This is a genomic window from Pseudomonas asturiensis (assembly GCF_900143095.1).
Lineage (GTDB): Bacteria > Pseudomonadota > Gammaproteobacteria > Pseudomonadales > Pseudomonadaceae > Aquipseudomonas > Aquipseudomonas asturiensis.
Map to the genome: position 1 here is coordinate 138,193 of NZ_FRDA01000007.1, position 22,482 is coordinate 160,674.

The window sequence follows — 22,482 nt, forward strand, 5'->3', positions numbered from 1 at the left end:
CTTTGCGTTTACCCGGAAACACTTGTGGATAACCATGAGCGCGATGTATCGGGCGATCAAAAGGCCCATCGAGACTTGCGCGGCAATCCTGCTAACATGTCGCGCATCCCGATTCAGCTGCGACGACCCCGATGCCACACGCTTCCAGTTCCGCCCCCACGCCTGAGATGACCTCGGTCTTCGCTGCCCTGCAGACGCATTTTCTGCGGGTCATCGTGCCGCTCTGGCAAGGCCCCGGCTGGAATGCGCAACTGGCGTTGCCGTACGAAGCCCTCGACGCGAATCATCAACCCCTGCCACCGCAACGCTATCGGGCCATGGCCTGTGCGCGGCAGCTGTTCCTGTTTTCCAGCCTGATCGGCCATTCCGACGTACCTGACGCCTCTGTACGCGCCGGAGCGCTGTTTCGCTCGTTGCAGCAGCACTTTCACGATGGCGACCATGGCGGCTGGTTTTACAGCATCGACCCACAGGGCAAGCCGCTGGATCGTCGCAAGGACCTTTACACCCACGCCTTCATCATCTTCGCCTGTGCGCATTACTGGGCAAAGGCCCGGGATCCGCTCGCGGAGTCGGTACTCAACGCAGCACTCAACGTCGTCGCCGAGCGTTTCGCCGATGAGGCGGGTCTGTACGAAGCACAACTGAACGAGGACTGGTCAACGCTGGGTACGGGCCCTTTGCAGAACCCTCTGATGCATCTGGCCGAAGCCTTTCTGGCGACGCTATCGGTACGTGCCGACCCGCAGACCCAGTCAGCCATGGACGCCCTGGCTATCAACATGCAACTGCGCTTTGTGGATAACACCACGGGGGTGATGCTGGAGAAACCGCTGGGTGCTGTGGATAACTGGTACGAGCCGGGCCATCAGTTCGAATGGTTCTTTTTGCTGGAGTCCTCTCCCGAGATGCACGGCAGCCCCCTGCATGCTTCGATGACCCGCGCCTTCGCCTATGCACAGGCACAAGGTGTCGATCCACAGAACGGTGCTGTTACGGCAACCTTGACGCTGGAAGGCAAGGTGCAGGACAGCACCCAGCGCATCTGGGCGCAGGCCGAATACCTGCGAGCGATGGCGTTGCGTCCCGAGTGCGAGTCAGCGCTGACCCGGCAGTTGCTCGACTTCGAGCAGCGCTTCCTGCGTGCGAGAGGCTGGAACGAGTGCGTCGACCCCGATGGCACGGTCAGCCGCAGCGACATGCCCTCGACCACGCCTTACCATCTGGCAACCTGCTACATCGGGCTGGCGGACTATCTGGAAAACCGCTTCGTCACGGCCTTCCCGCCGCCCACGCCCGAAAGAAACTGATCAGCCGCGATTACGATCGATTGCAAACCCTGCCCAGGTCTGGCTGACGGGCATCAGTTCCAGGCTGTTGATGTTGACGTGGGCCGGGGTGTTCATGATCCAGAAGATCGTGTCGGCGATGTCCTGAGGCTGAATCGGCTCTGCCCCGGCATAGGTCGCGTCGTACTTGGCCTGATCGCCACCGAAACGCACCAGCGAGAACTCGCTTTCGCACAGGCCTGGCTCCAGATTGGTCACGCGTACGCCGGTGCCGATCAGGTCGTTGCGCAGGTTGAGCGAGAACTGCCCGACGAACGCTTTGGTGCCGCCGTACACGTTGCCACCCGGATACGGATAGTTACCCGCCACCGACCCCAGATTGACAATGCTCGCGCCACGACCATGGGCGATCAGACGTGGCAGCAGCAGGCGTGTGCTGTAGACCAGACCTTTGATGTTGGTGTCGATCATGGTGTCCCAATCGTCCAGATCGCACTTGGGTGCCGGATCGATGCCCAGCGCCAGACCCGCGTTGTTGATCAGGCCCTGAATCGTAGCGAACTCTTCCGGCAGCTCTGCGATGGCGCTTTCCATGGCGGCACGGTCACGTACGTCCAGTACCAGCGTGTGAACCCTGGTCTGCTTCGACAACTCGGCGCTCAGCGCATCCAGGCGATCCTTGCGGCGACCGGTCAGCACCAGCGACCACCCTGCTTCGGCGAAGCGGCGCGCGCATGCCTCGCCAAACCCCGAAGTGGCGCCTGTAATGAATACCGTGGAAGTCATCTCGTTCTCCTGACATGGCGCGGCCGGTCGTAATTAAAGCGGCGCAGCCTGTTAATAAATAAAGCCAAAAAAGAAGAATGCCCTTCACGAACGCTCTGGATCAAGCCTGGGGATAAATCACAGCGGCACGCACAGTCAACTGTACAAAAAACAACCAGCACATCCAAAGCCTTGCAGAACAAGGCTCACAGGCAGTTTTGCCCATGTTATCCACAGTCAGACCCACAAAATCCGGGGGCAACTCTCAAACGCCACAGGACGCGCAAACCGCGGCCTGCAGCGCGACCTGCAAAGTTTTTGCCTTGACTTTGCCTCGCACAGCGAAAGAGGGCCAGTCACACAAATGCCCGGTGATGGCCTGCAGCCCAGCCAGGATGCCGCTTGCCTCACTCTTTCCAATGCTTGCCCACAGACTTATCCACAGGATGTAGACATCGCCAGGCTGTATGAACAACCAGTCTCAGGACGGTTGACAAACAGCGCCAACGGGCGCTTGAAATCGACTGATCAAATGTTGACCACAATCCTACACGCCTTATGAATAAAGGCCTGCAGCCAAATACACCCAAGTTATTAACAGCCGGTTCCACAGTAAACCTGAACAAGTCGAAACCGTGACAAAACAACCCTTTGCAGCGGTTTTATGTCGCAGTCTGGACACCTGTCAAAATTGTTTTCCACAATTCTGAAAAACGACGCCCCGGATGCAAAACACCCGAGGCGCACGGTTGAAACAGCAAGCGTTGCGACGAAATCAGTGCCCGCCCAGATAGGCGTTCCTGACCTCCTCATTGACCAGCAATTCCTGGCCGGTGCCAGACAGGCGGATCTCGCCGTTGACCATCACGTAAGCGCGGTCGGACAGCTTGAGGGCGTGGTTGGCGTTCTGCTCGACCAGAAAGATGGTCATGCCGGTCGCCGCCAGTTCACGCAGGGTGGCGAAGATCTGTTTGACGATGATTGGCGCCAGGCCCAGGCTCGGCTCGTCGAGCAGCAGCAGTTTTGGACGGCTCATCAGCGCACGGGCGATGGCCAGCATTTGCTGCTCGCCGCCGGACATGGTCATGGCGCGCTGATTACGACGCTCCTTGAGGCGCGGAAACAGCTCGAACATACGTTGCATGTCTTCGGCCGAGTGCTTGTCGCCAATCGGGATGGTGCCCATCATCAGGTTTTCCTCGACCGACATGTCGGGGAACACCCGCCGCCCTTCCGGCGATTGTGCAATGCCGTTGGAAGCGATGTAGTGCGACGACTTCTGAGTGATGTCGGTGCCCTGATAGATGATCTGTCCGCTGGCCGCACGTGGCTGGCCGAAGATCGACATCAGCAACGTGGACTTGCCCGCACCGTTGGAGCCGATCAGGCTCACCGTCTCGCCTTCGTCGATGTGCATCGACACTTTCTTGAGGGCCTGGATCGGCCCGTAAAACACATCGATCTCTTTCAGTTCGAGGATCGGCTTGCTCATACCAATTCCTCTTCATCAGCACCCAGGTACGCCGCGATCACTTTCGGATCGTTGCGGATCTGCTCCGGCCCGCCTGCGGCAATCACGTTGCCGTGGTCGAGGACCACAATGTCGTCGGATATCCCCATCACCATGCCCATGTCATGCTCGATCAGCACAATGGTCATGTCGTGTTCGTCGCGCAGCAGGCGGATCATGCCGCTCAGGGCTTCGGTTTCCTGAGGGTTGAGACCCGCAGCCGGCTCGTCCAGGCAAATCACCTGCGGACGCGTACACATGGCACGGGCGATCTCCAGGCGGCGCTGCTGTCCGTAGGACAGTTCACCGGCCAGACGATTGGCGCAGTCCACCAGGTCCACCACTTCCAGCCAGTAGAACGCGGTGTTGAGCGCGTCTTCCTCGGCCTTGCGGTAGCCGCGGGTGTTGAGGATCCCGCTGATCAGGCTGCGATTGACCCACATGTGCTGGGCAACCAGCAGGTTCTCGACCACCGACATTTCCTTGAACAGGCGAATGTTCTGGAACGTCCGCGCCAGACCTGCCCGGTTGACCAGGTGGGTGCCGCCGAACATCTTGTAATACACGCGGCTCAGGAAGCTTTTCGGCGACACGAAATCGGTGCCCTTGAACGGCTCGCCCAGCAGCTTGATCACGTTGGTGGTCTTGTCACGCGTATGCAGCTCGATGCGGCCGCCGGTGGCCTTGTAGAAGCCGGTCAGGCAGTTGAACACCGTGGTCTTGCCCGCGCCATTGGGGCCGATCAGGGCGAAGATCGAGTTGCGGCGAACCTTGAGGCTCACGTCACTCAGGGCCTTGATGCCGCCGAAATGCATCATCAGGTGCTCGACGGAAAGAATCACTTCGTTGCTCATTGCGCGGCTCCTTCTTTGACCAGCGCACCCTTGCGCGGAACCACACCGGTGCGGCTGATGCGGATCAAGCCGCGTGGCCGCCAGATCATCATCAACACCATCAGAATGCCGAACAGCAACACGCGGTACTCAGAGAAGCTGCGCAGCAGTTCGGGCGCAACGGTCAGCACAAAGGCTGCGATCACCACACCGACAGTCGATCCCATGCCACCGAGCACCACGATGGCGAGAATCAGCGCCGACTCGAAAAAGGTGAACGAGGTCGGGTTGACGAAGCCCTGATAGCTGGCGAAGAACACGCCTGCAAGGCCCGCGGTCGATGCACCGATGGTGAACGCCGACAGCTTGACCAGCACGTGGTTGAGGCCCATCGAGCGGCAGGCGATCTCGTCTTCACGCAGGGCTTCCCACGCACGGCCGATCGGCATGCGGGTCAGGCGGTGCTTGATGAACAGCACGGCCAGCACCACGAGGAACAGCACGGTGTAGATGAACAGGAATTTGAGGTCCGGGTTGTAATCGAAGCCGAAGTATTCGTGGATCGGAACCCCTCCGTCTTTCGCACGACGCCCGAACTCCAGGCCGAAGAAGGTGGGTGAAGGCACCGGTACGCCATTCGGACCACCGGTGAACGACAGCCAGTTGTTGAGCACCAGACGAATGATTTCGCCGAAGCCCAGGGTCACGATGGCCAGGTAGTCGCCATGCATGCGCAGCACCGGAAAGCCCAGAATGCAGCCCGCCAACGCCGCCGCAATCGCCGCCAGTGGCAGCGCCGACCAGAAGCCCAGCCCGAGGTACTGATACCCCAGCGCCAGACCGTAGGCACCAATGGCGTAGAACGCCACGTACCCCAGGTCAAGCAGCCCGGCCAGACCGACCACGATGTTCAGGCCCAGCCCCAGCAGCACATAGATCAGCCCGAGAATGACCACGGTCAGCAGGTACTTGTTGGCGAAGATCGGGAACACAATGGCGATCACGATCAGCGCCGGGATGATCCAGTACAGGCTCGATTTGTGATCCGGCTTGAGCACGTGCACACCCGACCCTGAACTCTCGAAGCTCTGGGAAATGCGCACGCCTTTGGGTGTCTGCAGAAACAGGCTCATCAGGAAGCGCCCGGCCATGACCACCGCCACCAGCCACGCCACACGGGTCGGCTGCAGGTTGAAGCTGTAGCCGTCGAGCACGATGCCCACAATCGGACCGAACACGATCAGCGCCAGCAGACCAGCCACCACAGCGTCGATCAGACTTTTCTTGATATCAACAGGTTTAGCGATAGGAGCGGACATACTTATACCTTCGCCACGAGTGGGCGACCCAGCAGGCCTTGGGGACGGAAAATCAGGATCAACACCAACAGGCCGAAACTGAACACGTCTTTGTAGTCGGAGTTGATCAGGCCGGAGAACTGCGACTCCGCAACGCCCAGAATCAGGCCACCGAGCATCGCGCCGGGCAACGAACCGATCCCGCCCAATACCGCTGCGGTGAATGCCTTGATGCCAATGACGAAGCCTGCGTAGAAGTCGAAGGTGCCGTAGTTCATGGTGATCAGCACGCCCGCCAGAGCCGCCATGGCCGCGCCGATGATGAACACGTAGGAGATGACCCGGTCGGTGTTGATCCCCAGGATTGACGCCATCTTGCGGTCCTGCTGGGTGGCACGACACATGCGGCCCAGCTTGGTGTACTTGATGATGTAGGTCAGCACGCCCATGCCGACGAAGGCGGCGATGAGGATGAAGATCTTGGTGTAGGTGATCTGCACGAAGCCGGTGCCAATTTCGAAGCGCCAGGCACCTTCAAGCAGCGTGGGCACGCCCTGTTGGCGAGCACCCTGACTGATCTGCGCGTAGTTCTGCAGAATCAGCGAGATGCCGATGGCGCTGATCAGTGGAGCCAGTCGGGTCGAGTTGCGCAGCGGCTTGTAGGCCACGCGTTCGATCACAAACCCGTAAACGCCCGTCACCACGATGGTGAAGATCAGCGTTCCCAGAATCAGGAATGGAAAGGATTCCAGTCCGAAGAAAGACAGTACCGCCAGGCCGATCGCGGCCAGGTAGGCGGAAATCATGTACACGTCGCCGTGGGCGAAGTTGATCATGCCGATGATGCCGTAGACCATCGTGTAGCCGATGGCGATCAGGCCGTAGACAGACCCGAGTGTCAGTCCGTTGATCATTTGCTGCAGGAATATACCGTCCATCACGCACGCTCACACACTTGAAAGGCAGCTCAGCATCCCGCCCGCCGAGCCCTCGTGAGGCGCGGCGAACAGGTCCGAAAGCAACAGAAAATGCAGGCTCGCTCATGGGCGAGCCCATCCACCCTTCAGCTCACGCTCACCTCAAGCGAGCGCGGCTGACGAAGGCACGTTTTTATTTCTGTTTTTCAAGCTGGTGGTATTTACCGTCTTTGTCCCACTGGTAAACCACGTAGTCGGAGACTTTCAGGTCGCCCTTGCTGTCCCAGGCCTTCTCGCCCATGACGGTCTTGACCGGGTGTGCCTTGAGCCATTTGGCTGCATCTTCACCCTTGTTAGACTTGGCACCGTTGAAGCCAGCCGCCAGCGCCTGAATCGAAGCGTAAGCGTACAGGGTGTAGCCTTCAGGCTCGGTACCGCCCTTGCGGAACTGCTCCACGACCGCCTTGCTGTCAGGCAGCATGCGCGGGTCGGCGCCGAAGGTCATGTACACGCCATCCACGTACTTGGCGCCGCCAGCGGTGGTCACCAGTTCGTCGGTCACGACGCCGTCGTCGGACATGAACCTGACGTCCTTGAGGCCTTGCTCGCGCAGTTGGCGAACCAGCGGACCGGCTTCCGGGTGCAGGCCGCCGAAGTAGACCACATCGGCACCGGTCGAACGGATCTTGGTCACCAGGGCGCTGAAGTCTTTCTCGCCACGGGTCAGGCCTTCATACAACACCGGCGTCACGCCGCGCTTTTTCAGCTGAGTCTGGGTGGCATCTGCCAGGCCCTGACCATAAGTGTCCTTGTCGTGAATGACCGCAATCTTCTTGCCTTTCAGGACATCCACGATGTAGTCGCCAGCCACGATACCCTGCTGGTCATCACGGCCGCACATACGGAACATCGCGTCCATGCCACGCTCGGTAACCTGCGGGTTGGTGGAGCCAGGGGTGATGGCAATGATGCCGGCGTCATTGTAGATCTCGGAGGCAGGAATGGTCGAAGACGAGCAGAAGTGCCCGACAACGCCGATAACCTTGTCCTGATCCGCGAGACGGTTAGCCACTGCGACCGCTTGCTTGGGCTCGCAGGCATCGTCGCCGGCAACCAGCACAATCTTCTCCCCGTTCACGCCGCCTGCCGCGTTGATGACGTCGGCAGCGGCCTGCGCACCCTTCATGTACTGCTCACCGAACGCTGCGTTAGCGCCAGTCATTGGCCCCGCAACGCCGATTTTTACGTCAGCCTGCGCCAACGAAGACACGCCCAATGCAGTTGCTACTGCAATTGTCAGAAAACCTTTCCTGTAAAACGTATGCGACATGAGTGGTGCTCCTGGATTTTTTTAATTGGCACTGCGACTACGCCAATGCTTAGAGCAAGGGGCGTGCCATCACTTTTTTTGTTCCGGAAAATGTCATGTTTAGCTTGTCATTCAATGACCTGATCTCATTGAGCACACGCCGTGCAACCGTCTGCACCGCAAAAGGTGCAACCAGCGATAAAAAAGCGCAACCCGAACAGACCTGAACAGCAACCTCGACATCGACCGATGTGCAACCCGCCTGTAACAACGTGCGTCACCGAAGTGCACACGCCCGGTGCGCAAACGCTACGAGACGCACCATTTGAGGCTAGTGGATCCGGCGAAAAATGCCGCTATCTCGCCGCATACCTGCAAGCCAATCGCAGCCCTCCTCTGCGATGATGCCGGCACCTTTAGTAATAACCGGCCTTCAGGCAGGCAACAAACGACCTTTAGGCGAGATATCATTCCGATTATTCATGATGCTCATGCCCGCATCGCGCCCCGTAGAAGAGAAGCCACGCCATGCTCAACAAACGTCATCTGCCATCGATCGCTGCGCTGCAATGTTTTGAGGCAGTGACCCGGCATTTGAGCTTCACCCGTGCGGCCGAGGAGTTGAACCTGACCCAGAGCGCGGTGAGCAAGCAGGTGGCGCAGCTTGAAGAGCTGGTGCAGCACTTGCTGTTTCAACGTGTGCGCCGCCGCCTGCAACTGACCCCGGCGGGTGCGTTGTACCTGGCAGAAGTGCGCAAGATCCTCAATCAGGTCGAGATGTCCACCCACTTTCTGCGCTCCTACGGCGGCGAGACCGAAGTGCTGCGCGTCTCGACGCCCTCAACGTTCGGCGCGCGCTGGCTGGTGCCGCGCCTCAAGGGCTGGCGCCTGCGTCACCCGCACATTCACCTGGACCTGCTCAACGAACAAGAGTCCGACGACCTGATCAAGGGCCGCTGCGACGTGTCGTTCTACTTTGGCCAGGCTGCCATTCCCGGCGCCGAAAGCGTGAAGCTGTTCGGCGAGGAACTGATCCCGGTCTGCTCGCCCGACTGCCTGCCCGACGAGCCCTTCACCGACCCCACGCAACTGAGCGAACTGGTCCTGCTGCAGAACGCCTTCCGCCCTCAGGCGTGGCATGAATGGTTCGAAAGCCAGGGCCATCACACCGACCACAGCTACCACGGCCCGCGCTTTGAAACCTTCTACATGTGCATCCGCGCCGCACAGGTCGGTTGCGGCGTTGCCTTGCTGCCGCGCTTTCTGGTGGAAGAAGAACTGGCCGACGGCAAGCTGGTGATTCCTTGGGATTTTGCATTGCCCAGCACCAACAGCGCCTATTACCTGTCTTACCCGGAGCACACCGCTGACGTGCCCAAAATCCGGGTGTTCCTGCAATGGATGCTCGAACAGTTGGATCAACCGGTCAGTTAAGGGCGACAATGCCCACCCAGCAGGCCGTGAGCTGTCCGTGGCAACAGGACAGGACGTCGCGAGCCCCCTGTTTTCCGGCTGCTCTGGAGACCCGAAACAATGAGCGAGAGCGCCTTTTCCAATCGCATCGTGCAAAGTCTGCTCGATACCGATTTTTACAAGCTGACCATGATGCAGGCCGTCCTGCACAACTACCCCAACGTCGATGTCGAGTGGGAGTTTCGCTGCCGCAACGGCGAGGACCTGCGTCCGTACCTGGATGAAATACGGCTGCAGATCGAGCTGCTGTGCGAACTGTCACTGAGCCCCGAACACCTGGCTTTTCTGGAATGCATCACGTTCATGAAGCCCGACTTCCTGCGCTTTCTGGGGCTGTTTCGCTTCAACACCCGCTACGTCAAAACCAGCATCGAAAACGATGAGCTGTGCATCCGTCTGCACGGCCCATGGCTGCATGTGATTCTGTTCGAAGTACCGCTGCTGGCCATTGTCAGCGAAGTACGCAACCGTCACCGTTACCCGAAAATCCTGCTCAGCCAGGCGCGTGAGCGGCTTTACGACAAGTTCGAGTGGCTGAGCTGCAACGCCACGCCCGACGAGTTGGCCGAACTCAAGGTCGCAGACTTCGGCACGCGCCGGCGCTTTTCCTATCGCGTTCAGGAAGAAGTCCTCGGTGTACTCAAGCATGATTTTCCTGGCCAGTTTGTGGGGACCAGCAATGTCCACCTGGCGCGCCAGCTTGACCTGAAACCGCTGGGCACCATGGCTCACGAGTGGATCATGGCCCACCAGCAACTGGGGCCGCGCCTGATCGACAGCCAGATTGCCGCCCTCGACTGCTGGGTGCGTGAATACCGCGGGCTGCTGGGCATTGCCTTGACCGATTGCATCACCACGGACGCGTTTCTGACCGATTTTGATCTGTACTTCGCCAAGCTGTTCGACGGTTTACGCCATGACTCGGGCGACCCGGTGAAGTGGGCCGAAAAATGCATCCTGCATTATCGCAACCTGGGCATCGATCCGATGAGCAAGACGCTGGTGTTCTCGGACGGCCTGAACCTGCCCAAGGCGCTGGAGATTTTCCGGGCACTGCGCGGGCGCATCAATGTCAGTTTTGGTATCGGCACCAACCTGACGGCCGACGTTCCCGGCATCGCACCGATGAACATGGTGCTGAAAATGACCGCCTGCGCCGGCCAGCCCGTGGCGAAGATTTCCGATGAGCCCGGCAAGGCACAATGCAAGGACCCGAACTTCGTCGCTTACCTGCGGCATGTGTTCAAGGTGCCGGATCTGCCGCCTTCTGATAAACCCGTTTGAAACTGACTACTCAAGAGGAGTGAATCATGCACGCCGTACAGCGCCAGATTGCTGAACAGCTCAAGGTCCAGCCACCTTTCGCGGACCAGAACGCCCTGCAGGCCGAAGTCGCCCGCCGCGTCGACTTCATCAAACAATGCCTGCAAAACGCCCGCCTCAAGACCCTGGTGCTGGGTATCAGTGGCGGCGTCGACTCGCTGACCGCCGGCCTGCTCGCTCAGCGTGCGGTCAAGGAACTGCGCGAGAGCACGGGCGACAGCGCCTATCGCTTTATCGCCGTGCGCCTGCCATACGTGGTACAGGCCGACGAGCACGAAGCCCAGGCATCGGTTGATTTCATTGAGCCGGACGAGCGCCACACCGTAAACATCGGCACTAGCGTCAAGGCACTCGCGGCCGAAGTGAAGGCGTTTGAAGGGCATCACGCCAGCACGGTGGACTTCGTGCTCGGCAATACCAAGGCGCGGATGCGCATGGTCGCCCAATACACCATTGCCGGTGCGTATCAGGGTCTGGTGATCGGGACTGACCACGCGGCAGAGGCAGTGATGGGCTTTTTCACGAAGTTCGGCGACGGCGCATGCGACCTCGCGCCATTGAGTGGTCTGGTGAAAAATCAGGTGCGGGCCATCGCTCGTCACTTCGGCGCGCCGGAATCGCTGGTCGAGAAGGTGCCGACAGCAGACCTGGAAGACCTGTCACCCGGCAAGCCGGACGAAGCCTCGCACGGCGTGACCTATGCCGAGATCGACGCTTTCCTGCATGGCGAGCCGGTGCGCGAAGAGGCGTTCAGGATCATCTGCGACACCTATGCCAAGACCCAGCACAAGCGCGAACTGCCTTACGCGCCGTAAGGCCTTCATGCAGCGGCGCGGACTCACGCTTGGCGTGGGGGGTGGTGTGCTGGCGATTCGTTGTTTCAGACGACATGCAAGCGACTGAAGTGACGCCATCGCCGGCAAGCCGCCTCCCACGTTCTGTGGCTGGCCGGGAGGCCGAGCGACGCCGAGAACCCGCCGATGGGTTACTTCAGCGTTACGCTGCCTTTCATCATGGTGATGTGGCCGGGGAACGTGCAGAAGAACTCATAGCTCTCGGCCGGATCAAGCTTCGAAACGTCGAAGGTTACTGCGTCTTTCTCGCCAGCACCGATAAGCCTGGTGTGGGCGATCACGCGCGGGTCGCCTTCCTTGAGGTAGTCCTTGTCGATACCGACGCTCATCCCGTCAGTGGCAATGCCTTGGGAATCGGACTTCTTGCTCAATACCCAGTTATGCCCCATGACGTTCTTCGGCAGGCTGCCGGAGTGCGTCAGGTTGACCGTGAAGGTCTTGCAGCTCTTGTCGATTTCGATGGCTTTCTTGTCAAACATCATCTGGTCAGTCGAGTCGATGGTGGTCGAGCACTCAGCGGCCAGCAATTGACCACTGGCCAGCGTCAACAGAGAAATCGCTACAAGCTTGCGAATCATTTGAATCTCCAGGGCAGTTGTTCAGATTTAAAAACAGACGATTGAAAACAGAGCGTCGAACAGCGGCAGGGTTCCAATAGCGTGAGCCGAACACGTGAACTATCAGGGCCATCGAAACAATCAAACAGCCAGCCATCGAGCGCCACTCTACCATCGGCCTATCACTCCCCTCATGGAAAGACCTTCATGCAGCTCAATAGCCTGTTTCGCAGTTTGCTTGCCGCCTACGCCTGTGGGGCGAGCGCCAGTTGTCCGCACGATGCGTACGACCGGGCCCGGCACAGTGTCTGATGGCTAGAGGCCGCCGAGTAATAAACGTTTGGCGGGCGAAGGGAATTAAGCGCCCGTCACGCGACCGGCATGACCGTGACCCGCACTTCGGGATCATGCGCCCCGCCGCCCAGAATCACACCCCGCAGCGGTGACACGTCGGAAAAGTCGCGCCCCCAGGCCAGACTGATGTGCTCAAGCGCGGGCTGCACGTTGTTGGTCGGATCGAAATCCACCCAGCCGGATGCCGGGCAGAACACCGACACCCACGCGTGCGAGGCGTCCGCGCCGATCAGGCGAGGCTGACCCGGCGGTGGCTGGGTCAGCAGATAGCCACTGACGTAACGCGCCGCCAGCCCACGCGAACGCAGGCACGCCAGCATCAGGTGCGCGAAGTCCTGACAGACGCCGCGCCGCCGCTCCAGCACCTCCACCAACGGCGTCGCCACCTGCGTGGCCTCGCTGTCGAAGGTGAATTCGTCGAAGATCTTTTCCATCAGCGCCTGCACGCCCAGCAGCAAAGGTCGCCCCGGCGGGAAGCAATCCTGCGAGAACTCGACGAACGAGCGCTTCAAATGCACATACGGTGACTCGAAGCGGTAGCGACAGGCCTCAAGCACATCCTCGGACATCGGCTTGGCGCTGTAGGTCAAGGCACTGCGCGTGACCTCCCATTCCGGCGACAGGTTGAAGTCCAGATAAGGCCGCTCCAGCACTTCGATCTGCAGGCGCGCGTTGACCTGCAACTCATCGTGCGGACGCTCGAAAGCCAGCCGGGTCAGCGGGTTACCAAACACGTCCAGCTCATCGCGGCGCGAGGTGGGCGTGGGAAAAATCTCCAGGCTCTGCTCGGTGCAGCGCTGCCATGGATTGCTGCGCGGCCACAGGTGCGCCAGTTGCTGGGCCAGCGACACCGGGCTGTCGTACTTGTAGTGCGTGTCGTGAAAAATCTGGTAGAGAGCGCTCATCAGACAGATACCGTGCGTTGGCTGACATCATCGACGTGGGCAAAGTGGCGCAAGGCCAGGCGATCAGAAGCCTGACCCGCGCTCTCGCCGATGCCTTGCAGCAGGTCGGCCAGCCCGTCCAGCACCGCGTCGATACTGCTCTGACCAAACAGCGGGTTCTCGAGGCTGCCGAGGTCGAAGCTGGCCAGACGCTGGGCCAGAACGGCCAGGCTGTTGTCACGCGGCGCGTCGAAGTTATCGCTCAGGCGGCGCAACGAGCGCTGCACCAGCTTGAGCTGAAAGAGCACGGCGTGGGGGTTCTGGTCGTCGAGCAACAACAGGTCCAGCACCGGAATCAGGTGCGGCACTGCCATATAGCGCGATCGATAGGTGATGCTGCTGTTGCCCAGTTCCAGAAGCCACTCCAGGCCTGCCTGATCCGAAACAGTGGTGCCGCGCAGGAAAGCCGCCAGGCTGATGCTGAGAAACTTCAGGCGCTCGATACGCCGCCCGATCATCAGAAAGCTCCAGCCTTCATCGCGGGTCATGTCGTCCAGTGCAAAGCCGGACAGCGCCGCCAGCGACATCACCAGACGGTTGAGGAAATCCAGCAACTCGCCAAAGTCCGGCTCCCCGGTCTCCAGACTCAGCGCTTCACGTTGCAGTTCGACCAGCGCTTGCCAGTTCTCCCGAGACAACTTGCCGCGCACTTGCGAGGCCGCCCACTGCAGACGCTGCAGGTTGGCGCGCAGGCTGAACGGCCATTCTTCGCCCAGCAACGCGGTCAGCAGGCGATGCTGCAGCGTTTCGTCTTCCTCGACCTCTGGCAGCACGCCCAGGCTTTCGGCCAGCGTCACGGCGGCCTGCAAGGCCTGCGGATCGTCATCGTCGACGTAGCGAGTGAACATGATGCGCAGCAGGCGCGCGCTGTCATCGCAACGCTCGCAGTAGCGGCCGAACCAGAACAGGTTTTCCACGACCCGCGACGGCAGATAGGGATCGCGCCGGATGAGGTCATAGACGCCCAGCGCACGCTGACCTTTCAAGGGTTCGCCAGGGTGAACACCACTGTAGGAACGCTCGCCCAACACCCAAGTGTCTTTACTGGCACCGCCACGCTGCATCGAAACCACATCTGCATCTGCATCGGCCGCCACGCGTGTCAGCCCGCCCGGCAGTACGCGGTAGCCATCCAGGCCCGCGACGGCATAGACCCGCATGCCAATGGCACGTGGCTGCAAGGCCTCGCCATCGGCCTGCAAAACGGGCGCGTGCGACAGTTGCGCCAGCTCCTGTGCGACATAGGCGTAAGGTCGGGCCTGCATCCGGGCGGCCAGCGCCTTGCGCTGCGCTTCATCAAGGTCGCGGCCAAACACCGGCACGAAGTGTTGCGACGGAAACGCAGGCTTGATCAGCAGCTCAGGGAGCTTTTCCAGCGCCTGCGCCAACACCGGCGGCTCGCCGCACCACCAGGTCGCCACGGAAGGCAGGATCAGTTCTTCGCCGAACAGGTATTCGCAGATCTTCGGCAGAAAACCCAGCAGGCCCGGCGACTCCAGCACACCGCTGCCCAAGGCATTGGCCACCAGCACGTTGCCTCGACGAACCGCTTCCAGCAGCCCCGGTACGCCGAGCGCCGAGTCGGTACGCAGCTCCAGTGGATCGCAGAAGTCATCGTCCAGACGACGCATGATCGCGTGAACCCGGCGCAGGCCGCTGAGGGTCTTCAGGTATACCGTGGCATCGCGCACCGTGAGGTCGCCACCTTCGACCAGGGGATAACCCAACTGGCGTGCCAGATACAGATGTTCAAAATAGCTTTCGTTGAAGCGCCCCGGCGTCAGCAGCACGATCAGGGGTGCTTCATTGCTGGTCGGGGCCTGACGGGCCAGGGTCTGCTGCAAGGCACCGAAGAAACCGGAGAGGTGCCGGACCTGCAGATCGCGATAGGCTTCCGGCAAGGCACGCGCGACGATCTGGCGGTTTTCCAGCGCGTAGCCTGCGCCGGACGGGGCCTGGGTTCGGTCAGCCGTGACCCACCAGCGGCCATCAGGCGTGCGCGCCAGATCCACGGCGTACATGTGCAGGAACGTGCCTTCGGGTGGTTTCACACCCTGGCAAGGCCACAGAAAATTGTTATGCCCGAACACCAGTTCGGCAGGCAGCAGGCCATTGGCGATCAAGGTCTGCGGGCCGTACAGGTCAGCGAGCACTGCATTGAGCAAGCGCCCGCGCTGGGCAATACCGGCCGCCACATGTGCCCACTCGTCAGCCGGAATAATGTGTGGCAGCAGATCCAGTTCCCACGGACGATCAGCGCCCTTGGGATCGGCGTAAACGTTGTACGTCACACCGTTTTCCTGAATCTGCCGGGTCAGCAATGCCTGACGCTGGGTGAGTTGCGCAGGCGAACTGCGGCGCATGTGCTCGTACAGACGCCGCCAGTGCGGACGAACCGTGCCGTCGGCATCGAGCATCTCGTGGTAGGTACCCTCGGACAGCGGGTATCGGTCAAGCAAGTCGGGCATGGAAGGCTCGGCAGGGCAGCAAAAGGACTTCAAGGGGCGTGGTCGGGTGTCACGTCCGTGCGCACCCGACTCGTGGAGCCGCTGTTAACCAGGAGAATGCAGGCGCATATCCAGCGTCATCGGCAGTTCGTCGTTAATGTTGAGCGACGGGACCTCCAATTTGCCCGGTGTGTGGCCAATGCGGAAGAAACGCGACATGCGACGGCTTTCCGCTTCATTGGCGTTGACCGGCAGGGTTTCGTAGTTGCGCCCGCCCGGATGGGCGACATGATACTCGCAGCCGCCCAGTGAGCGCTGCATCCAGGTGTCGAGCAGGTCGAACACCAGCGGCGCGTGCACCCCGATGGTCGGTTGCAGGCAGTTGGCTGGCTGCCAGGCGCGATAACGCACACCCGCGACGAACTCCCCCGCCTGACCGGTCGGCTGCAACGGCACCGGAATACCGTTGCAGGTCAGCATATAGCGCTGTGGCGGCAGCCCCGTGAGATGAACCTGCAGGCGCTCCAGCGACGAATCCACGTAGCGCACCGCGCCACCGCCCGAACCCTCTTCACCCAGCACGTGCCAGGGCTCCAGCGCCTGACGCAGCTCCAGTTGAATACCGTTGACGGCGTAATCGCCGACTTTCGGAAAGCGGAACTCCAGGTGGGCGGCGAACCAGTCGGCGCGCACCGGGTACCCGGCGCTGTTGAGGTCGGCCACCACGTCGGCGAAATCCTGCTCGATGAAGTGCGGCAGCATGAAGCGGTCATGCAGTTGCGTGCCCCAGCGCGCCAGCTTGGCGGGTGCGTAAGGCTCACGCCAGAAGCGCGCGACCAAGGCACGTAGCAGCAACTGTTGAGCCAGGCTCATGCGCGCATGCGGCGGCATTTCAAAGGCACGCAGCTCCAGCAGACCCAGTCGGCCGGTGGCACCGTCGGGCGAGTACAGCTTGTCGATGCAGAATTCGGCGCGGTGCGTGTTGCCCGTCACGTCGATCAGCAGGTTGCGCAGCAAACGGTCGACGACCCACGGCGCGACCTCTTCGCCGGGCTTGGGCATTTGCGAGAAGGCGATTTCCATCTCGTACAGCGAATCGTTGCGGGCCTCGTCGATGCGTGGAGCCTGCGACGTCGGGCCGATGAACAGACCGGAAAACAGGTACGAGAGCGAAGGATGATTGTGCCAGTAGCTGATCAGGCTGCGCAGCAGATCGGGACGGCGCAGGAACGGTGAATCGGCAGGTGTCGCGCCGCCCATGACGAAGTGGTTGCCACCACCGGTGCCGGTGTGACGCCCGTCGATCATGAACTTCTCGGTGGTCAGGCGCGTGAGACGCGCCTGCTCATAGAGAAACTCGGTGCGTTCCACGAGTTGATCCCAACTGGCGGAAGGCTGCACGTTGACTTCGATCACGCCCGGGTCCGGGGTAATACGGAAGTTGCACAGGCGCGGGTCGCTCGGCGGCTCGTAGCCTTCCAGCAATACAGGACAGTTCAGCTCTTGGGCTGTCGCTTCGATCACCGCGACCAGCTCAAGGTATTCCTCAAGCTTCTGCAGCGGCGGCATGAACAGGTACAAGCGCCCGTCACGCGCTTCGGCGCACAGGGCCGTGCGGGTCAGCCAGTCGGCGGACTCGTCGAGCACCGGGGCACGCTCGGCATCGGTGTCGGAGGCTTTGGACTGCGCGATCAGTGCATCGCTGTCAGCCAGCTCCGGGAATGCCTGGTTATGGTCGGTCGGATGAATGAACGGGTACTCGGCCGCCTTGACCCACGGCTGTGAAGCCAGCGGCAGGCGGTAGCCCAGCGCCGAATCGCCCGGCACCAGACGGCAGTGATCGTCACGCAGGTACCAGCGGCCACTCTGCCAGCTGTCGCCGTCGGCCGTGCGCGCCAGTGGCAGTACCTGGCCGATGACCTTGTCCAGACCCTGAGCGAAGACCTTGCGCAGACGCGCCCGCTCCATCTCGTCGCCCAGCCTTGAATCCTCGGCTGTGACGTTCACCGGCAGCGCACCTTCGCGCCACAGGTAGTAGTAATTGTCTTCGTAGGCCGGGAACACGAAGCGGGCCGGCAGCTTCAGCCGCTCGGCAACGCTGGCCAGAAAACGCCCCGCCAGTTCGCCCGTGACACCGTAGTTTTCGGTCTCGCTGGCGATCAACGCATTGTTGCGCCAGACCGGCTGGCCGTCCTTGCGCCAGAAGCAGTTCAGCGACCAGCGTGGCAGTTGCTCGCCCGGATACCATTTGCCCTGACCGAAATGCACGATGCCCAATGGCGCGTAATGGTCACGCATCCGCTGGAACAGCTCGGCAGACAGCTCGCGCTTTTTAGGGCCGAGTGCAGCCGTGTTCCATTCCGCACCGTCACGGTCATCAATCGATACGAACGTCGGCTCACCGCCCATGGTCAGGCGCACATCGTCACGCTGCAGGTCAGCGTCGATCTGATGACCGAGGGCCTGAATGTCCTGCCATTGTTCTTCCGTATACGGCTTGGTGACACGCGGCGCTTCCCAGACCCGTTCCACCGACATTTCATGGCTGAACTGTGTTTCGCAAGGCTCGACCAGCCCGCTGATCGGCGCGGCAGACGACGGTTCCGGGCTGCACGCCAACGGAATATGCCCCTCGCCCGCGAACAGGCCGGAGGTGGCGTCCAGGCCGACCCAGCCGGCACCCGGCAGGTACACCTCGCACCAGGCGTGCAGGTCGGTGAAGTCGACGTCGGTGCCGGAAGGGCCGTCCAGCGCCGCAACGTCGGCCTTGAGCTGAATCAGGTACCCCGACACAAACCGCGCTGCCATGCCCAGGTGGCGCAGCAACTGCACCAGCAACCAGGCCGAGTCCCGGCATGAGCCGGAGGCGTGCTCCAGGGTGTACTCGGGCGTCTGCACGCCCGGCTCCATGCGGATCAGGTACGCAACGTCCTGGCTCAGACGCTGGTTGAGCCCGACCAGAAAATCGATGGCAGGTATCGGCTCGCGGCTGATGCTGTCCAGGTAGGCCTGAAATCTGGGCGTCAGCGGCAGTTTTTCCAGATACGGCGCCAGCTCGCGCTGTTCTTCGCTGGCGTACAGAAACGGAATGTTCTCGGCATAAGGTTCGAGGAAAAAATCGAACGGATTGAACACCGCCATTTCGGCGACCAGATCGACCTCGACGCGGAACTCATCGGTTTTCTCGGGGAACACCAGACGTGCCAGGTAATTACCCTGCGGATCCTGCTGCCAGTTGATGAAGTGGTTTTCAGGCTGCACTTTCAGCGAATAAGACAGCACACGCGTGCGGCTATGGGCGGCCGGGCGCAGGCGAACAATCTGCGGCCCCAGTTCGACGGCGCGTTCGTAGCGGTAATGCGTGACATGGTGCAAGGCAATATGAATCGACACGGCGTGCCTCCTGCGAGCCTGAACGGTAAATGATCCGCGCAAGACTTATGCCATCCGGTCAAAGTCCTGCGCCAACGACGCGGGTATTGCATATCTGGGGGCGCAGCGCACCAAAATCGTGCCGCCTCAGACGAGTGGTGCAAGGGTCGCACGGAAATGAAGCGCACAGGAGCAATAACACGAGGAGCAGGGGTGATATTTAATTACGCCCCCTGACTGACCCTCTTCTGACTATATCCCTTCTCAATGATCCCTCACTGATTGAGAAGATGTAATGACAGACACCACCTCGACAGAGGCACCCGCAGCATCGCCCGTTCAACCCGCCAATGCTCACCCTGACCTGCTGCCACCCGCTGAGCGCGCTGATTTCCAGACGACCCGGGCCGCACTGCAGGATGCGTTGAAAGACACCGGCCCCTCGAACAGCCTGGAACAGATCCGGATCAAGCCTGACCCGGACTCCGAGTTCGGCAAGCACTGCGCGCAGAAAAGCCTGCAGCTTCGCGCCATACAGACACCTGAATTCACCCGCCGGATCACTCGCAAGGACGGCACGCTCAGGGACTGGTTCATCGAGATGGACGATAGCGTAAAAGTGCTGACTGACGATGCACAGGCCATAGGTGTGACCAGCGACATTCCACCGACGGTTTTGCGCAGACGTCGAGAGCAGACCGAAACACTCGCAGAACCTGCACGCACCGATGGCAGCGTGAGCCTGGCGCTGATGCTGCGTTACAACTACGGCATCTCGCTACCCGAATCGCGCGACACAGCGACCATCAATGGCCTGCTGAACACGCTCGCGGAGGTGCAGGCCAGCCAGGAACTGGGGCTTCTCGATCAGTTCGACATCAGTGCCCTGCTCACGCCCGACATGCTCTCGAAAATCCGGCAAACGTGTGCCGAGTACCTGAACGATGAACCCACTACGCTACTCGGCAAACTGGGGGCGCACCTGCTCGCCACTCACACGCAGGAGCATATCCGGACCTCGCCGGTAGCAGTGATCGCTCAAATCCTGCGCTCCGAACAGGCCACGACACTGGGGCAGGCAATCCTGGCCAGGCTTCAATGGCCCGAGTCTGAAACAGCCCGCTCATTGGCAACGCTGACTGACCGGATTCTGTGGCATGCCATCAGCGACAATCTTCAGGCTCAGGAAACCCGGCAGCCTGACAGCATCGCCGGGTACTCCTTCACCCAAGACGACAACTGGGGGCGCAGCCACAGCGCAATCCTGACCGACCTGCATCACCACCTGATCGCGACCCAAAAAGCAGCGTCCATGAATGAGGCTGTCGTGGCCGGCGTCATGCTCGCACTTGATGATCATCCCGAATGGCTGATCAGCGATGTCCCGGACGACCTGCCCTATGGCTGTACCGAGGTGTGGGTGAGTTTTCAGCACGGCGTCGCACTTGCCGAGTCCATCGAGTTCGGTTCATCACGCTGGATGAGCTTTGATGCCCTGATTGAAATGCCTGCCGTGTTCAGCAAAAAGATGGACACCGAGGAGCAGCAGATCGCGTATGTCGCCCTCAGGATGCCAGCCTTGCTGACGTGGGCTCAGGTCAATGGGCATCTTCGCGCCCAGGCAGACCCGCCTTACTCCCAACAGGAAATCGAGCTGGCAATCAGCGCATTCGAACACGCCGAAGCCGAGTCATTCCAGGCAGTCAATGCGCTGGCCAGACCGGCACCTCAACGCAGGGAAATGGCGATCGAGATCATGGCGCAGACAACCCGAACGCCGGAAATCACGCGAATACTGGAACAGGAAAACTACCAGATTCCCGCCTACCCGCTGACCGCCGGACAAAAACTGGTCCCCAAAAGCTATCCGCCGGTTTACCTGAATGGCCACGGCACCGCCTCGGTAACAGGTCACCCCTACAGCGCTCATGAGATCAATCGCAAGGTGTATACGTTGCTTGATGTCTACGTGTCCGGTGAAGACATCAACGACTGGAGAATCCCCGGCTTTTTCATGAATGAAAAACCATATCCGGTTTTCAGGGAAACAGAGCTGCTCTACAAATCCCTGCCACCGATCAACCCGCTTTTCGAACAGGACTTCGCAAACCACCTGAAAGACACCCGCCAGGCCTACGCAACCCTTATCAGAAAGCTGCTGGTTCACCTGCCGCTCAAGCACCGGATCGCCATCGAAAACGGCGAGGTCACGCTGTATTCACTGAGACTGCCGGTCAAGGACGTCATGGCCGCTACCGAGAACGAACAGCACCGCGAACCACTGCGAGGACGCAGTGGATTTGTGCTCAAGACTGTCTACCAACACATGACCACTTACTATGAAGTGTTCCCGCTGCTGATGATTATTCGACACCGCCCTGATCTTGAAGCACTCGTGGAAGGCGGCATCTTTGACATCGAGTCATGGGCGATCGCCTCGGTGATCACGACCCCGGTCATGGTCCGTGCCGGCACGCCGATGCCGTTCGATCAGCGTGCATATTTACAGGGCCATGAACCACAACAAGGCGCGACCGCCGTCTTGATCGCCGAACGCCTCGCGCCTCCACTGCCCCCGTCGACGGCAAACCTGCCACAGCACCTGCCGCTCACCACACTCACTCAACGTTGCATCACCATCGCAAACACGGTCAAGGACAGGCTGTTTCATGTAAACACCGACGCGCTTTATGAGCAGTGCAAAGGCGCTACGCCAATAGAGCTGGAGAGGGCCGGCCCTGACCTTTTTAAAGCGGTAGGCAACTTTCTTGTTCGGCTCACGCCATGGCCAGAAATCCAGGACGTTATATCCGGAGAAAAATCCCGAATGCGATCAGGATCCCTTGGTTTGGCGCTCTTCGTAATTCCCTACGCAGGACACGCCGGAAAACTGCTTGGCGGAATAGCAAAAATCGGCAAAGGCGTTGGCAAAAGCCTATTGGCGCGCAACGGGAAAACACAGCTGTCCAGACTGAAGCATCGAGTGGCCCAGTACATGAACAGCACGTCACGCATGTCTGGCAGACCGGACAGGGCCATGATGGTGAAGATGACTACAGGCATGTTGCAGTTCGTGCAGAACCATGTGACCTGGAAGTTCGTGGCCGTACGCGTCGGGGTCGGTGTCAGCCGCAGGCTGGTTGCCGAAGCGGGCCGACTCGAGGCTCAGAACACACGAAACGACGCCGAGCACCAGGGCTGATCACACTCAAGCGTGATCAACCCTGGCGACGCGCG

15 protein-coding genes are annotated in these 22,482 nt (G+C 60.6%); 5 read left to right on the plus strand and 10 right to left on the minus strand.

Annotated features, from left to right (window positions below; all coding sequences use genetic code 11):
* Positions 1-131 precede the first annotated feature (131 nt).
* Positions 132-1,310, plus strand: a complete 1,179-nt coding sequence (locus tag BUB69_RS14535) for an AGE family epimerase/isomerase (RefSeq protein WP_073167930.1) — start codon at positions 132-134, stop codon at positions 1,308-1,310.
* Here the strand turns inward: BUB69_RS14535 and BUB69_RS14540 are convergent, their stop codons facing one another.
* From BUB69_RS14540 to BUB69_RS14570, 6 genes are all read right to left on the minus strand, one after another.
* Positions 1,311-2,075 (minus strand): SDR family oxidoreductase, encoded by a 765-nt coding sequence (locus BUB69_RS14540; protein ID WP_024696324.1) that lies wholly within the window; start codon positions 2,073-2,075, stop codon positions 1,311-1,313.
* Between the two features lie 754 nt (positions 2,076-2,829).
* Positions 2,830-3,546 carry an ABC transporter ATP-binding protein gene (locus BUB69_RS14550; protein ID WP_024696326.1) on the minus strand — a complete coding sequence of 239 codons (717 nt, stop codon included), beginning with the start codon at positions 3,544-3,546 and terminating at the stop codon, positions 2,830-2,832.
* The gene (locus BUB69_RS14555; RefSeq protein WP_073167934.1) at positions 3,543-4,418 is read right to left on the minus strand and encodes an ABC transporter ATP-binding protein; all 876 of its coding nucleotides are present in this window, start codon (positions 4,416-4,418) and stop codon (positions 3,543-3,545) included. The genes BUB69_RS14550 and BUB69_RS14555 overlap by 4 nt, the downstream gene beginning before the upstream one ends.
* Positions 4,415-5,716 carry a high-affinity branched-chain amino acid ABC transporter permease LivM gene (livM, locus tag BUB69_RS14560; RefSeq protein ID WP_073167936.1) on the minus strand — a complete coding sequence of 434 codons (1,302 nt, stop codon included), beginning with the start codon at positions 5,714-5,716 and terminating at the stop codon, positions 4,415-4,417. The genes BUB69_RS14555 and livM overlap by 4 nt, the downstream gene beginning before the upstream one ends.
* A gap of 2 nt (positions 5,717-5,718) precedes the next feature.
* The gene (locus BUB69_RS14565) at positions 5,719-6,633 is read right to left on the minus strand and encodes an ABC transporter permease subunit (protein ID WP_004883614.1); all 915 of its coding nucleotides are present in this window, start codon (positions 6,631-6,633) and stop codon (positions 5,719-5,721) included.
* Positions 6,634-6,805: 172 nt separating this feature from the next.
* The gene (locus tag BUB69_RS14570) at positions 6,806-7,942 is read right to left on the minus strand and encodes an ABC transporter substrate-binding protein (protein ID WP_073167938.1); all 1,137 of its coding nucleotides are present in this window, start codon (positions 7,940-7,942) and stop codon (positions 6,806-6,808) included.
* A 507-nt stretch (positions 7,943-8,449) separates the two neighbouring features.
* Between BUB69_RS14570 and BUB69_RS14575 the strand changes: the two genes are divergently transcribed.
* From BUB69_RS14575 to nadE, 3 genes are all read left to right on the plus strand, one after another.
* On the plus strand, positions 8,450-9,355 hold the full coding sequence (locus tag BUB69_RS14575; protein WP_073167940.1) for a LysR substrate-binding domain-containing protein: 906 nt from the start codon (positions 8,450-8,452) through the stop codon (positions 9,353-9,355).
* A gap of 99 nt (positions 9,356-9,454) precedes the next feature.
* Positions 9,455-10,678: a nicotinate phosphoribosyltransferase gene (pncB, locus tag BUB69_RS14580; protein WP_073167942.1), complete on the plus strand. Its 1,224-nt coding sequence runs from the start codon at positions 9,455-9,457 to the stop codon at positions 10,676-10,678.
* Positions 10,679-10,704: 26 nt separating this feature from the next.
* Positions 10,705-11,532: an ammonia-dependent NAD(+) synthetase gene (nadE, locus tag BUB69_RS14585; protein ID WP_073167944.1), complete on the plus strand. Its 828-nt coding sequence runs from the start codon at positions 10,705-10,707 to the stop codon at positions 11,530-11,532.
* A gap of 170 nt (positions 11,533-11,702) precedes the next feature.
* On the opposite strand, the gene azu is transcribed toward nadE, so the two are convergent.
* The 4 genes from azu to BUB69_RS14605 form a co-directional block, all read right to left on the minus strand.
* Positions 11,703-12,149, minus strand: a complete 447-nt coding sequence (gene azu, locus BUB69_RS14590) for an azurin (RefSeq protein WP_073167945.1) — start codon at positions 12,147-12,149, stop codon at positions 11,703-11,705.
* A gap of 347 nt (positions 12,150-12,496) precedes the next feature.
* The gene (locus BUB69_RS14595) at positions 12,497-13,387 is read right to left on the minus strand and encodes a transglutaminase family protein (protein WP_073167946.1); all 891 of its coding nucleotides are present in this window, start codon (positions 13,385-13,387) and stop codon (positions 12,497-12,499) included.
* On the minus strand, positions 13,387-15,894 hold the full coding sequence (locus tag BUB69_RS14600) for a circularly permuted type 2 ATP-grasp protein (RefSeq protein WP_073167948.1): 2,508 nt from the start codon (positions 15,892-15,894) through the stop codon (positions 13,387-13,389). Before BUB69_RS14600 ends, BUB69_RS14595 begins: the two co-directional genes overlap by 1 nt.
* 84 nt (positions 15,895-15,978) lie before the next feature.
* Entirely contained in the window at positions 15,979-19,266 is a 3,288-nt protein-coding gene (locus BUB69_RS14605) for a transglutaminase family protein (protein WP_073167950.1), read from the minus strand.
* 274 nt (positions 19,267-19,540) lie between these two features.
* On the opposite strand from BUB69_RS14605, the gene BUB69_RS14610 reads away from it, so the two are divergent.
* On the plus strand, positions 19,541-22,447 hold the full coding sequence (locus BUB69_RS14610; protein WP_141121863.1) for an MFS transporter: 2,907 nt from the start codon (positions 19,541-19,543) through the stop codon (positions 22,445-22,447).
* Positions 22,448-22,482: the final 35 nt, after the last annotated feature.